Here is a 12132-nt window from a genome sequence, read left to right on the forward strand (position 1 = left end):
CATCCTCACGGAGTTATCATGGCGTTATCCTGGCTGTTGCTTATCCTGCTTGCGCTGGCAGTGATCGGATATTTCACGGGTCGGTCCCGTGCACTGGCAAGCGCGGGTGGTGACACACGCGAACTGCACTCTCTGCCGTCCTACTATGGCTACAATGTTGCCTTGTCGGCGCTTGTTCCGGCTTTGGGCGTACTGATTGTCTGGCTTCTGGTGCAGCCGATGATCGTGAACAGCACGGTGTCCGGTCTCATCCCTGATACGGCGATTCCCGAAGGATCGGATCGCGGCCTGATCATGAGCGAAGTGCGCCGCGTTGCTAACGGCCTGAACGGTGCCGTGGCCACCGGAGCGTTGACCGAGGCCCAGGCTCAGGACGCGAACGCGGATATTGACGCGCTGACGTCGGCACTGAAAGACGCGGGTCAGGTTCTGACGCAGGACGTCACCCAACCCATTCTGGTTGCGGCGCAGAAATACCGCAGCATGACCGGGACCGGGGCAGTGGCGATGCAAGTTATCGTGCTGGCGCTGGCTCTGATAGGCGCAGCCTTTGCCTATGTGCGGACGCACAAGGAATTCCGCGCGCGCAACGTAGTCGAGCAGGGCGTTCTGGCGCTGCTGCTGCTGGCCGCATCGATTGCGATTCTGACCACGGTCGGCATCGTACTGTCGATGCTGTTCGAAACCATGAACTTCTTCCAGTTGCATTCTTGGAAAGACTTTTTCTTCGGCAGCACCTGGGCTCCGAACTTTCGCGGCGGCAGTGAGCTATCGATCCTGCCGCTGCTGTGGGGCACGCTCTATATCTCTCTGATCGCGCTGCTGGTGGCCGTGCCAATCGGCCTGTTCGCCGCGATTTACCTGTCCGAGTATGCCTCGGGTGCGACCCGTGCGATTGCCAAGCCGCTACTTGAAATTCTCGCCGGTATCCCGACCATCGTTTACGGTCTGTTTGCCCTGCTGACGGTGGGTCCGGCGCTGGTGTCGCTGTTCGGAGCGGGAGGTGCGCTGGGTCTGGGCTGGATGGCCAGTTCCAATGCAGTTCTGACCGCAGGTCTGGTCATGGGCATCATGCTGATCCCGTTTGTTTCGTCGCTGTCGGACGACATCATCAATGCGGTACCACAGTCGATGCGCGATGGCTCTTTGGGGCTGGGCGCGACCAAATCCGAGACCGTGCGTCAGGTGGTTCTGCCCGCCGCGCTGCCGGGGATCGTGGGCGCCGTCCTTTTGGCCGCCAGCCGTGCCATCGGTGAGACGATGATCGTGGTGATGGCCGCAGGTGCAATCGCCAAATTCTCGGGCAACCCGTTCGAGGCGATGACCACCATCACCACCCGGATTGTCAGCCAGTTGACCGGCGACACCGACTTTGCCAGCCCCGAAACGCTGGTGGCCTTTGCGCTGGGTCTGACCCTGTTCATCATCACGCTGGGGCTGAACATCTTTGCCCTCTACATCGTACGCAAATACCGGGAGCAGTACGAATGACCGATATTTCCCAAAACTCTGACGCTGCTCCTGCTGCGAAGCCGAAAGGCGGGTCGCTGTTCGAAAAGGATGCGCGCACCAAACGTCGGAATGCTGCGGAAGGCCGCTTCAAACTGTACGGCATCGCGGCCATCGGTATCGGTATTCTGATGCTGGCCGTTCTGGTGACCAATATCGTCACCGCCGGTACAGGCGCATTCCAGCAGAGCTTTCTCGAACTGAGTGTCGAGCTGAAAGAAGACAAGTTGGACAAGAAGGGCAACCGCAATATCGAGGACATCAAGAAGGTATCGACCTTTGGTTATGCGCCGCTGATTGCGTCGGCCCTGGAGACAGAGGTCGCTCAGCTGGGTATCCAGACGGACCTGTCGCCCAAGGACATGGGAAAAATCCTGTCCAAGGCGGCGCAAGCTGAGCTGCGGAACTATGTCATCGCGAACCCCGATGAGATTGGCAAAACGGTCAGCTTCCGCTTTTTGGTCAACAGCCGTGTCGATGGCTATATGAAGGGCCGCGTGACACGCGACTCGATTGCCAATGACAAGAGCATCTCAGTCGAGCAACTGGATTTCGTGGATAAACTGCGGGACGCGGGTATCCTGTACAAGGCGTTCAACCCGGATTTCATCTTCGGTTCCGACGCGTCCGACCAGCGGCCCGAAGCTGCCGGGATCGGCGTATCGATGTTGGGCTCGCTGTTCATGATGTTTGTCGTGCTGGCGCTGGCGCTGCCCATTGGCGTTGCGGCCTCAATCTATCTTGAGGAATTCGCGCCGCAGAACCGGCTGACCGACATCATCGAGGTCAATATCTCGAACCTGGCAGCAGTTCCGTCCATCGTGTTCGGTATCCTTGGTCTGGCCGTTTTCATCAACTACATGCACCTGCCGACCTCGGCACCGCTAGTGGGTGGACTGGTGCTGACGCTGATGACACTTCCGACGATCATCATCTCGACGCGCGCCTCGCTGAAAGCGGTTCCGCCGTCGATCCGCGATGCGGCGCTTGGGGTAGGGGCCTCGAAAATGCAGGCGGTGTTCCACCATGTCCTGCCGCTGGCCGCGCCCGGCATTCTGACTGGTACCATCATCGGTCTGGCGCAGGCGCTGGGGGAAACCGCACCGCTGCTGCTGATTGGGATGGTGGGCTTTATCGCCTCGAACCCGCCGGACGGCATTGTCGCTGGCTTCCTGTCACCGAACTCGGCCATGCCGGCGCAGATCTACGAATGGTCCAAACGCGCCGACCCGGCCTTTTACGAACGCGCATGGGGGGGCATCATCATCCTGTTGATCTTCCTTGTGACAATGAACACCATCGCGGTTATCCTACGCCGCCGCTTTGAACGCCGCTGGTAAGAGGGGCCTATGATGAACGACATGACACGAGTGGAGAGAACCGTGGACTCCAAAGATATCAAGATCGCCGCGAAAAAGGTTCAGGTCTACTACGGTGACACCCATGCCATCAAAGACGTGGATGTTCAGATCGAAGACAAGACCGTGACCGCCTTCATCGGCCCGTCGGGCTGCGGCAAATCCACGTTCCTGCGCTGCCTGAACCGGATGAACGACACCATCGACATCTGCCGTGTCGAAGGCGATATCCTGTTGGACGGCGAAGACATCTATGACAAGCGCGTCGACCCAGTGCAGCTGCGCGCCAAGGTGGGCATGGTGTTCCAGAAACCGAACCCGTTCCCCAAATCGATCTATGACAATGTGGCCTACGGTCCGCGCATCCACGGCCTTGCTAAGAACAAGGCGGAACTGGATGAGATCGTTGAGAAATCCTTGCGTCGCGGCGCGATCTGGGATGAGGTCAAAGACCGTCTGGATGCCCCCGGCACCGGTCTGTCTGGCGGTCAGCAGCAACGTCTGTGTATCGCCCGCGCCGTCGCGACCGAACCCGAAGTTCTGCTGATGGACGAGCCGTGCTCGGCCCTGGACCCGATTGCGACGGCACAGGTCGAAGAGCTGATCGATGAGCTGCGCTCGCGTTATTCGGTGGTGATCGTGACCCACTCGATGCAACAGGCCGCGCGGGTCAGTCAGAAAACCGCATTCTTCCACCTCGGCAACCTCGTCGAATTTGGCGAGACGGGGCAGATCTTCACCAACCCCGAAGATCCCCGCACCGAAAGCTACATCACCGGCCGGATCGGCTGAGCACAGGTATTCAGATATGACCGAACAACATATTGCATCTGCTTTCGACCGCGATCTCGAGGCAATTCAAGCCCATATCATGAAGATGGGTGGGCTGGTCGAAGCCGCTATTATGGGCGCAGCCCGCTCCCTGGAAACCCGCGACGAAGAGCTGGCCCAGCAGGTCCGTCAGGGTGACAAGGCCATCGACGCTTTGGAGGAGTTGATCGACGAAGAAACTGCGCGCCTGATTGCGTTGCGGGCGCCGACAGCCAGTGATTTGCGTTTGGTTTTGTCGGTGCTCAAAGTGTCCGGCAACCTCGAGCGCATTGGTGACTATTCGAAGAACATCGCCAAGCGGACCACGGTTTTGGTCAATGCTGGTGAGATCAACGGTAGCGCTGCCGCTCTGCGCCGCATGGCGCGCGAGGTTGAACTGATGTTGCGAGATGCGCTGGACGCATATATTCAACGCGATGCCGAACTGGCCACCGATGTCATCAACCGCGACGAGGAAGTGGACCAGATGTATAACGGCCTGTTCCGCGAGTTCCTGACCTTCATGGCCGAGGACCCGCGCAACATCTCGTCCTGTATGCACCTGCATTTCATCGCCAAGAACATCGAGCGTATGGGCGATCATGTGACCGCAATTGCTGAGCAAGTTGTCTATCTCGTGACCGGGGAACGCCCGACCGAGGCCCGCCCTAAAGCTGATATAACCTCGCAATCCGCCTAGGAGTTTGACGAATGTCCGCTGATCAACCGACCGTTCTGGTTGTCGAGGATGAACCGGCACAGCGTGAAGTGCTTGCCTATAACCTCGAAGCTGAAGGTTTCCGCGTGTCCAAGGCCGCCAGCGGCGACGAAGCCATGCTGTTGGTCGATGAGGAACACCCGGACATCATCGTGCTGGACTGGATGATGCCGAACCTCAGCGGCATCGAGGTCTGCCGCCGCCTGAAATCCCGCCCGGATACGCGGTCGATCCCGATCATCATGCTTTCGGCCCGCACCGAAGAGGTCGACAAGGTGCGTGGTCTGGAAACCGGCGCGGATGACTATGTGGTCAAGCCGTATTCGGTGGTCGAACTGATGGCGCGGGTGCGTACCCAGCTGCGCCGCGTGCGTCCGGCAACCGTTGGTTTACGGCTGGAATTTGACGACATCGTCTTGGATTCCGAGACACATAAGGTCAGCCGTGACAGCAAGCCTTTGAAACTGGGTCCAACCGAGTTCCGCCTGCTGAGCACTTTCATGGAAAAGCCGGGCCGCGTCTGGAGCCGTGAACAACTGCTGGACCGGGTCTGGGGCCGCGATATCTATGTCGATACGCGCACCGTCGACGTCCATATCGGCCGCCTGCGTAAAGCGCTGACGCAGCACGGCGGTGAAGACCCGGTGCGCACCGTCCGCGGCGCAGGATACGCGCTGGGGTAAAAACCGGGGCAGGGGTATGAGTTTTGCTCATGGTCAGATGCAAAACTCTTACTGTCTTTTGGTTTGGGGCCGGGTTAGGTTGCGTCGAAGCTGACTAAGCGGAGAAGCACCATGAACGCCCCAAACACCAAGCCCGCATTGCGAGCCAAAGATGCGCCCGACATGGGCAAGTTTGCATGGGATGACCCGTTTCGTCTGTCCGATCAGTTGAACGAAGACGAACGCATGATCGCGGCCAGCGCGCAGGCTTACGCGCAGGAAAAGCTGCAGCCGCGCGTGACTGAGGCGTTCCAGAACGAAGAAACTGACCCCAAGATTTTCCGCGAGATGGGCGACATGGGCCTGCTGGGCACCACGATCCCCGAGGAATACGGCGGCCTTGGGGCAGGGTACGTCTCCTACGGTTTGGTCGCGCGTGAGGTCGAGCGTGTGGATTCTGGCTACCGCTCGATGATGTCGGTGCAAAGCTCGCTGGTGATGTATCCGATCTATGCCTATGGCAGCGAGGAACAACGCCGGAAATACCTACCAAAACTTGCCAGCGGTGAATGGATCGGCTGTTTCGGTCTGACCGAGGCTGACGCAGGTTCGGATCCGGCCGGCATGAAAACAAAGGCCGAGAAGATTGACGGTGGCTATCGTCTCACCGGCAGCAAAATGTGGATCTCGAACGCGCCGATTGCGGATGTGTTTGTGGTCTGGGCCAAGTCCGATGCTCATGAAGGGAAAATCCGCGGCTTTGTTCTGGATAAGGGCCTCAAAGGTCTGAGCGCACCGAAAATTCAGAACAAACTGAGCTTGCGCGCCTCGATCACTGGCGAGATTGTTCTGGACGGTGTTGAGGTCGACGAAAGCGCGCTGCTGCCGCATGTTCAGGGCCTCAAGGGTCCGTTTGGCTGCCTGAACCGTGCGCGGTATGGCATCAGCTGGGGGGTTATGGGGGCCGCCGAATCCTGCTGGCACGCCGCGCGTCAATACGGTCTGGATCGGAAACAGTTCAATCGACCGCTGGCGCAAACGCAGTTGTATCAGCGAAAGTTGGCGGACATGCAGACCGAGATCGCCTTGGCGCTGCAAGCGAGCCTGCGCGTTGGCCGTCTGATGGATCAGGCCGAAGCCGCGCCCGAAATGATCTCGATCGTCAAACGCAACAATTGCGGCAAGGCGCTGGATATCGCGCGGATGGCGCGTGACATGCACGGTGGCAACGGTATCTCGTTGGAATTCCAGGTCATTCGACACATGGTCAACCTCGAGACGGTGAACACCTATGAAGGCACGCATGATGTACACGCGCTGATCCTTGGGCGGGCACAGACTGGGCTACAGGCGTTCTATTGAGGATGTCGTGTAATTGGTATTATGGTTAAACGATATTGACGACAAAAACCAGATTGCACAACAAATCAAACAAGTTACCGTACGAACCTGAACCAGCATTCGGGATTGAGACATGGAACTGAGCGGAAAAACTGTGGTTGTCACCGGAGCCGCTCAGGGTATCGGCAAAGGTCTGGCTGAACGGTTCGCCCGTGATGGTGCCAATGTCATTTGCGCGGATATTGACGAAGACGGTGTTCAGAGCGTGGCCAAGGACATTGGTGGTCACGCGCTGGTTTGCGATGTTTCGCGCGAAGTTGACATCAAAACGTTGATTGAGACCGTCGAGGATACGATTGGTCCGATTGATCTGTTCTGTGCGAACGCTGGTATTCTCACCCTTGGCGGCCCAGAGGTTCCTGACGAGGATTGGGATCGGATCTGGAAGATCAATGTGATGTCCCATGTCTGGGCCGCGCGCCACTTGGTGCCGCGGATGATGGCGCGTGGCAGCGGCTACATCATGATCACGGCCTCGGCTGCAGGATTGTTGAACCAGCCCGGCGCCGCGCCGTATGGCGTGACGAAACACGCGGCCGTTGGTTTTGCCGAGTGGTTGTCTTTGACCTACGGACACAAAGGCCTGCGTGTGTCGGTTCTGTGTCCGCAAGCCGTTCGGTCAGAAATGACGCGTGGCCACGAGGTTTCGGTCGCGTCGATTGATGGCATGTTGGAACCTGAAGACGTGGCTCAGGCTTGTGTCGAGGCCATCCGTACCGAGCAGTTTCTGGTGCTACCGCATCCTCAGGTGTTGGATTACATCCGCCACAAAGCCGGAGATTATGACCGTTGGCTTGGCGGTATGCGTAAGTTAAATCAGCAGTTTATCGAAGACAGCTAAGGCATTTTGCGCGCTTTACGCATCAGGCCTTCTTGTGCGACCGAGGCGACTAGGGTGCCGTCCTGTGCGTAAATCGAGCCGCGGTTGAAGTTGCGTCCCTGCCCGCTCCATGGCGACTCCATCGCGTAAAGATGCCAGTTTTCAAAGTGAACCGGCGCGTGGAACCACAATGCATGATCCAGGCTGGCAAAATTGACCTCACTACTGAACAAACTCAGCCCATGCGGCCGCAATCCTGATGTCATCAGGTACATGTCTGACGCGTAAGCCAAAAGAAGATGCTGAGTTACCGGATCGGCCCCCGCGGCGGCGCCCATGCGGAACCAGATCTGATTGTGATCGTCAGATTTTTCGGGGCTAAAGGGATTCAGGTGGTTCACTTCACGCACCTGGATTGGACGTTCACGCAACAGTTCTCCGCGCAGTTTTTCGGGAACCAGATCAACGTATCGCTGCCGCAACTCGGATCGTTCCGGGTAGTTTTCCGGGGCCTCGGTCAGTGGCATGGCATGTTGATGTTCCCAACCTTCATCCTGAACATGGAAAGAGGCCGACATGTTGAGGATTTGCTTGCCGTTCTGGATCGCGACTACGCGCCGCGTGGTCATTGAACCTCCATCTCGTGCCCTATCAACTTGATAAATAACGGGAATGGATGGGTCTCCGGCGCGAATGAAGTAAGCGTGCAGAGAATGGCACAACCGATCTTCGACAGTGCGGTAAGCGGCGGCCAGTGCCTGAGCAATAACCTGTCCGCCAAAGATACGGGTCGGCGTCTCACCGCCGGAACCGGTGCCGCGAAACAGGTCGACTTCAAGCCTTTCGATGTTCAAAAGGTCCAGAAGGATGCGTTCTGCCTCGGTCATGTTAAGGTCTCCGGTTGGTCATCTTGGGCATGGGTATCAGCGCCGGAAAGGTCATTCAATCATTGCCCCGAGGACAAGTGCTTTAAGCTCTGCCCGTGATGGATAGGAACTGGATGGCGACAACTGCGTGAAGAAGACGGTTGTCAGATCGTTCACCCGGTCGATCCAAAAAAAGGTCGAGGCCATACCGCCCCAGCTGAAATCACCAACCGAGCCTGGGACCCGGGTTCGACCAGGAGTCAGCACCACCGCACCACCCAAGCCAAAACCGGTGCCCTCCATGGGTTGCTCGGCAAAACTCTGTGGTCCCATCGAAGCAATATCGCCTGGTAAGTGATTGCACAGCATGTAATCCACGGTTTTGAGCCCCAACAGACGGTGCCCGTTGCCCTGCCCCCGGTTCCGCAGCATTTCGGCAAAGCGGGAAAAGTCGTCGATTGTGCCAACCAAGCCACCGCCGCCCGAAAACGTGCTGGTGTGTTCAAACGGTGACTCTCCGGCCTGATCGACAAGTCGCAGGGTGTCACCGCCGGTTTCAGCCGAATTCAATGCCATCGCGTCTCCGGCCAGCGGTGTGTAGAGCGAGGCGAACCGATCCGCTGCCCCAGGTGATACCCGAAACCCGGTATCCTGGATCCCCAACGGCCCCAATATTTCCTGCGCGAAGAACTGATCCAGCGTTTGGCCCGAGACCACCTCGATCACGCGACCCAGAACATCTATGCCGACGGAATACTCCCAGCGGCTACCTGGCTGAAACGCCAGTGGAAGGGCGGCCAGATCGGTCACACGATCCGCCAGAAGTCCTTGATTTGGCTTGAACATCAGGTCCTGTTCATCCATCGCCTTGGGCAGCACTCCGGGGTTGAACGGATAGCTTAAGCCGCTTGTGTGGGTCAGCAATTGATGCAGCGTCGGTGTCGGAGCATACTCGGTCTGGTCTATTCGTTCCGCACCCGGGATCAAAGCTTGCACATTGCGAAATTCTGGAAGGAAATCCGATAGTTGTGCGTCCAGATGAAACAACCCACGCTCGGCAAGCATCATCAGTGCGACAGTGGTCACGGGCTTGGTCATCGAATAGATGCGTGCGATCGTATCGCGCTGAAACGGTAGATCGTTTTCGATGCTTCTCTGCCCGCAGGCGTTGAAAAACACCTCGGTTCCTTTGTGCTTCACCAGCAAGGAACTGCCCGCATATTTCCGTTCATCGACATAGCGTTGCATCCAGTCGGTGATACGGTTCAGGCGCGTGGAGTCGAACGCTGTCATTTGTTGTCTGCCCTCTGTCTCATGGCCGCGATCTTGCGGTCTTACACGCTGAATTGACAGGGAATTCGTCCGGAATGATCCGTTTGAGCCATTGGGCTGCTACACTGGGCAGGTAGCGGATTCGCTGGTTACGAGTTGGAGACATTTCGCCACCCAACCTTCTTGGAGGAGAAATATGACGCAACATATTGAATTTGTGTACGACTTCTGTAGCCCGAATGCTTTTCTCGCCTACAAGGCCCTACCCGCTCTTGCCGACAAACATCGCGCCAAGGTGAACCACGTTCCCGTTCTACTGGCTACGGTTTTCAAGGCCACCAATAACCGGAACCCGTTTCAGGCGTTTTCGGAAAACCGCCAGAAAACGGCCTATCTGACCCATGATCTGCACCGGTTCGCTCGCGCCCGGGGCTTGAGTTTTCACATGAGCCCACATTTTCCGGTCAACACCAAATTTGCTATGCGCGGGGCGGTGTTCGCGTCGGGAAAACCCTGGGAAGGCAATTATATAGGCGCTATTTTTGACGCCATTTGGGTGCACGGTCAAAAGGTCGACGAGATCGGAGTTCTCACAGAGATCCTGCATGAAAACGACCTGCCGGTGCGCAAGATCCGCGAGGCGATGACCAGCGTCGAGGTCAAGCAGCAGCTCAAGGATCAGACCAAGGCCGCCGTTAAACGCGGCGTGTTTGGTGTTCCCAGCATGTTCGTGGGGTCCGAGATGTTCTTTGGCAAGAACAGTCTGGGAAACATGGAACTAGAACTTTCAAAGGTATCCTAGGCCTTTAGCGCGGCCAGCCCATGCTGAGCGAACATCGGGACATACGAGCCCAGAACAAGGGCGCGTTTCGGGTCCGATGCGTTGCCGTCCTGCGCGCGTTTGTAGACACCCTGCAGAATTCCCGCCATTCGGAAGAAGTTGAACGCCAGATAAAAGCCGAAATTGTCGATGCCGGACAGACCGCGGCGTTGGCAGTACTGTTCGATAAAGGCCTGATCGGACGGTAGCCCCAGACTGTCACGGTCGATACCTGCCAGCCCCCGCCCCTCGGTTCCAGGCGGCATTCTCCACTGCATGATCACCGCCGCCAGATCCGCGTAAGGATGGCCGATGGTTGACAGTTCCCAATCCAGAACGCCGATGCACCGGGTCCCGTGTTTTTCGAACATCAGGTTGTCGATGCGATAGTCCCCATGTACCAGCGTCCTTTGGCCGTCATCCTCGGGCACTGCATGTTCAAGCGCTTCGATCAGCGCGTTCATCTCAGGGATGTCCGAGGTTTCCGAAGCGCGGTATTGCTTGATCCAGCGCGCAATCTGGCGTTCGAAGTAGTTTCCCGGCGGACCATAGTCGGACAGCCCGACCGCCTCGACATCGACCATGTGCAGCGCGGCCAGAACTCGGTTCATCTCAGTCAGAACGGCGGTGCGCGTTTCTTTGCTTTCACCTTTCATAGTGGGGTCCAGAAATATGCGTCCGTTCAGGTGCTCCATGACGTAGAAGTCCGATCCGATGACGCTGTCATCCTGACACAGCAGATACATTCGCGGCACCGGCACTGCACTGTCGGCCAGAGCGGCCTGCACACGGAATTCGCGATCCACCGCGTGGGCGGATTTCAACAATACCCCCGGAGGCTTGCGTCGCAAAACATACGCTTTCTCGGGGGTTTGCAGTAGAAAGGTCGGGTTGGACTGGCCGACCGCAAACTTGGTAGCCTCCAGCGAACCTTGATACCCCGGAAGATGGGCGCTGAGATAGGCGTCGACGGCTGCGATGTCCAAGTGCGTGCTGCTCATCCTGATCCTCCGTGTCTCAGCTTACAACGCTTCGGCAAAGATATTGCCTGCCGTCACCACATTGATGCCGCCGGACACCGGGATCACCGCGCCGGTCACATAGCTACCGCCGCGCCCGCAAAGAAACAACATGCAGCCGGCGATATCCTCTTCACGCCCCACGCGGCCCAAGGGGACGGATTTGCCGACCTTTTCCCGTGTCTCCTCGTCGCCTGTGGCAAAAGCGGTCATGCGCGAGACAAAAGGCCCCGGTGCCAGCGCATTGACCGTGATGTGGTATGGCGAGAACTCCTTGGCCATTATCTTGGTCAGATGCAGAACGGCGGCCTTTGACGCCGAATAGCTGTAGGCCCCGTCGCCCATCGGCACCTCTCCCATAACCGAGCCGACGTTGATCACCCGCGCGGGATCGTCGGCTGAGCCGGATTTCATCAGCATTGGCAGCAGCTTTTGGGTGAGGTCAAACAGGCCCGCGACATTGACCGACATGATCTTTTCCCAGGCTTCATGGGGAAATTGACCCATCGGTGCACCCCAACTTACACCTGCGTTATTCATAAGAATATCAAGGTGATCCGTGCGGTTTTTGATCTCGGATGCCAGTGCCTCAATGCCTTCTTTGGTGGCGACATCGCCGCCGAACCCCTCGGCCCGGCCGGGGGCGTCCAGCGCATTCAGTTCCTCTGCGACAGCAATACAGGCATCGGCTTTGCGAGAGGCGATCAGAACGCGCGCGCCTGCCCGCACCAGAGCCTCGGCAGCCATGCGGCCGATCCCGGTTGCTCCACCGGTGACAAGCGCAGTCTTGCCCTGCAATGAAAAAAGCGTTTCGGGGGTCATGGTCTGCTCCTGTGTTCTGTGGCGGGTGCTTCCCCGTAATTGAGGGCGATGAGCA

The 12132-nt window shown here is 58.0% G+C and carries 12 protein-coding genes; 8 read left to right on the top strand and 4 right to left on the bottom strand.

The window, feature by feature from the left end; genetic code table 11:
• Positions 1–18 precede the first annotated feature (18 nt).
• From pstC to ACR0KW_RS00880, 7 genes are all read left to right on the top strand, one after another.
• The gene (pstC, locus tag ACR0KW_RS00850; RefSeq protein ID WP_480803321.1) at positions 19–1491 is read left to right on the top strand and encodes a phosphate ABC transporter permease subunit PstC; all 1473 of its coding nucleotides are present in this window, start codon (positions 19–21) and stop codon (positions 1489–1491) included.
• Positions 1488–2849: a phosphate ABC transporter permease PstA gene (pstA, locus tag ACR0KW_RS00855; protein WP_480803322.1), complete on the top strand. Its 1362-nt coding sequence runs from the start codon at positions 1488–1490 to the stop codon at positions 2847–2849. The genes pstC and pstA overlap by 4 nt, the downstream gene beginning before the upstream one ends.
• A 12-nt stretch (positions 2850–2861) precedes the next feature.
• Positions 2862–3659: a phosphate ABC transporter ATP-binding protein PstB gene (pstB, locus tag ACR0KW_RS00860; RefSeq protein WP_480803323.1), complete on the top strand. Its 798-nt coding sequence runs from the start codon at positions 2862–2864 to the stop codon at positions 3657–3659.
• Between the two features lie 16 nt (positions 3660–3675).
• Complete coding sequence (phoU, locus tag ACR0KW_RS00865; protein WP_480803324.1) at positions 3676–4377, top strand: phosphate signaling complex protein PhoU; 702 nt, start codon at positions 3676–3678, stop codon at positions 4375–4377.
• An 11-nt stretch (positions 4378–4388) separates the two neighbouring features.
• The gene (phoB, locus tag ACR0KW_RS00870) at positions 4389–5078 is read left to right on the top strand and encodes a phosphate regulon transcriptional regulator PhoB (protein WP_170324914.1); all 690 of its coding nucleotides are present in this window, start codon (positions 4389–4391) and stop codon (positions 5076–5078) included.
• Between the two features lie 111 nt (positions 5079–5189).
• Positions 5190–6419, top strand: a complete 1230-nt coding sequence (locus tag ACR0KW_RS00875) for an acyl-CoA dehydrogenase (RefSeq protein WP_480803325.1) — start codon at positions 5190–5192, stop codon at positions 6417–6419.
• A gap of 112 nt (positions 6420–6531) precedes the next feature.
• The gene (locus tag ACR0KW_RS00880; protein ID WP_480803326.1) at positions 6532–7299 is read left to right on the top strand and encodes an SDR family oxidoreductase; all 768 of its coding nucleotides are present in this window, start codon (positions 6532–6534) and stop codon (positions 7297–7299) included.
• Here ACR0KW_RS00880 and ACR0KW_RS00885 read toward each other — a convergent pair.
• Positions 7296–8165 (bottom strand): acyl-CoA thioesterase, encoded by an 870-nt coding sequence (locus ACR0KW_RS00885; protein ID WP_480803327.1) that lies wholly within the window; start codon positions 8163–8165, stop codon positions 7296–7298. The two genes, ACR0KW_RS00880 and ACR0KW_RS00885, sit on opposite strands and share 4 nt — an antisense overlap.
• Positions 8166–8216: 51 nt before the next feature.
• Positions 8217–9437 (bottom strand): serine hydrolase domain-containing protein, encoded by a 1221-nt coding sequence (locus ACR0KW_RS00890; protein WP_480803328.1) that lies wholly within the window; start codon positions 9435–9437, stop codon positions 8217–8219.
• A 175-nt stretch (positions 9438–9612) separates the two neighbouring features.
• On the opposite strand from ACR0KW_RS00890, the gene ACR0KW_RS00895 reads away from it, so the two are divergent.
• Positions 9613–10218 carry a DsbA family protein gene (locus tag ACR0KW_RS00895; RefSeq protein WP_480803329.1) on the top strand — a complete coding sequence of 202 codons (606 nt, stop codon included), beginning with the start codon at positions 9613–9615 and terminating at the stop codon, positions 10216–10218.
• Here ACR0KW_RS00895 and ACR0KW_RS00900 read toward each other — a convergent pair.
• Together ACR0KW_RS00900 and ACR0KW_RS00905 are read right to left on the bottom strand one after the other, a co-directional pair.
• Complete coding sequence (locus ACR0KW_RS00900) at positions 10215–11237, bottom strand: phosphotransferase family protein (protein ID WP_480803330.1); 1023 nt, start codon at positions 11235–11237, stop codon at positions 10215–10217. The genes ACR0KW_RS00895 and ACR0KW_RS00900 overlap by 4 nt on opposite strands.
• 21 nt (positions 11238–11258) lie before the next feature.
• On the bottom strand, positions 11259–12077 hold the full coding sequence (locus ACR0KW_RS00905) for an SDR family oxidoreductase (RefSeq protein ID WP_480803331.1): 819 nt from the start codon (positions 12075–12077) through the stop codon (positions 11259–11261).
• Positions 12078–12132 lie beyond the last annotated feature (55 nt).

It is taken from the genome of Ruegeria sp. CG11 (assembly GCF_056537245.1).

What these genes read in the sequence shown, in the direction of transcription:
- ACR0KW_RS00875 (WP_480803325.1), top strand. Translation starts at nt 5,190, where the DNA reads ATGAACGCCCCAAACACCAAGCCCGCATTGCGAGCCAAAGATGCGCCC.
- phoB (WP_170324914.1), top strand. Translation starts at nt 4,389, where the DNA reads ATGTCCGCTGATCAACCGACCGTTCTGGTTGTCGAGGATGAACCGGCA.
- pstB (WP_480803323.1), top strand. Translation starts at nt 2,862, where the DNA reads ATGAACGACATGACACGAGTGGAGAGAACCGTGGACTCCAAAGATATC.
- ACR0KW_RS00885 (WP_480803327.1), bottom strand. Translation starts at nt 8,165, where the DNA reads ATGACCGAGGCAGAACGCATCCTTCTGGACCTTTTGAACATCGAAAGG.
- pstA (WP_480803322.1), top strand. Translation starts at nt 1,488, where the DNA reads ATGACCGATATTTCCCAAAACTCTGACGCTGCTCCTGCTGCGAAGCCG.
- ACR0KW_RS00880 (WP_480803326.1), top strand. Translation starts at nt 6,532, where the DNA reads ATGGAACTGAGCGGAAAAACTGTGGTTGTCACCGGAGCCGCTCAGGGT.
- ACR0KW_RS00890 (WP_480803328.1), bottom strand. Translation starts at nt 9,437, where the DNA reads ATGACAGCGTTCGACTCCACGCGCCTGAACCGTATCACCGACTGGATG.
- phoU (WP_480803324.1), top strand. Translation starts at nt 3,676, where the DNA reads ATGACCGAACAACATATTGCATCTGCTTTCGACCGCGATCTCGAGGCA.
- ACR0KW_RS00900 (WP_480803330.1), bottom strand. Translation starts at nt 11,237, where the DNA reads ATGAGCAGCACGCACTTGGACATCGCAGCCGTCGACGCCTATCTCAGC.
- pstC (WP_480803321.1), top strand. Translation starts at nt 19, where the DNA reads ATGGCGTTATCCTGGCTGTTGCTTATCCTGCTTGCGCTGGCAGTGATC.
- ACR0KW_RS00895 (WP_480803329.1), top strand. Translation starts at nt 9,613, where the DNA reads ATGACGCAACATATTGAATTTGTGTACGACTTCTGTAGCCCGAATGCT.
- ACR0KW_RS00905 (WP_480803331.1), bottom strand. Translation starts at nt 12,077, where the DNA reads ATGACCCCCGAAACGCTTTTTTCATTGCAGGGCAAGACTGCGCTTGTC.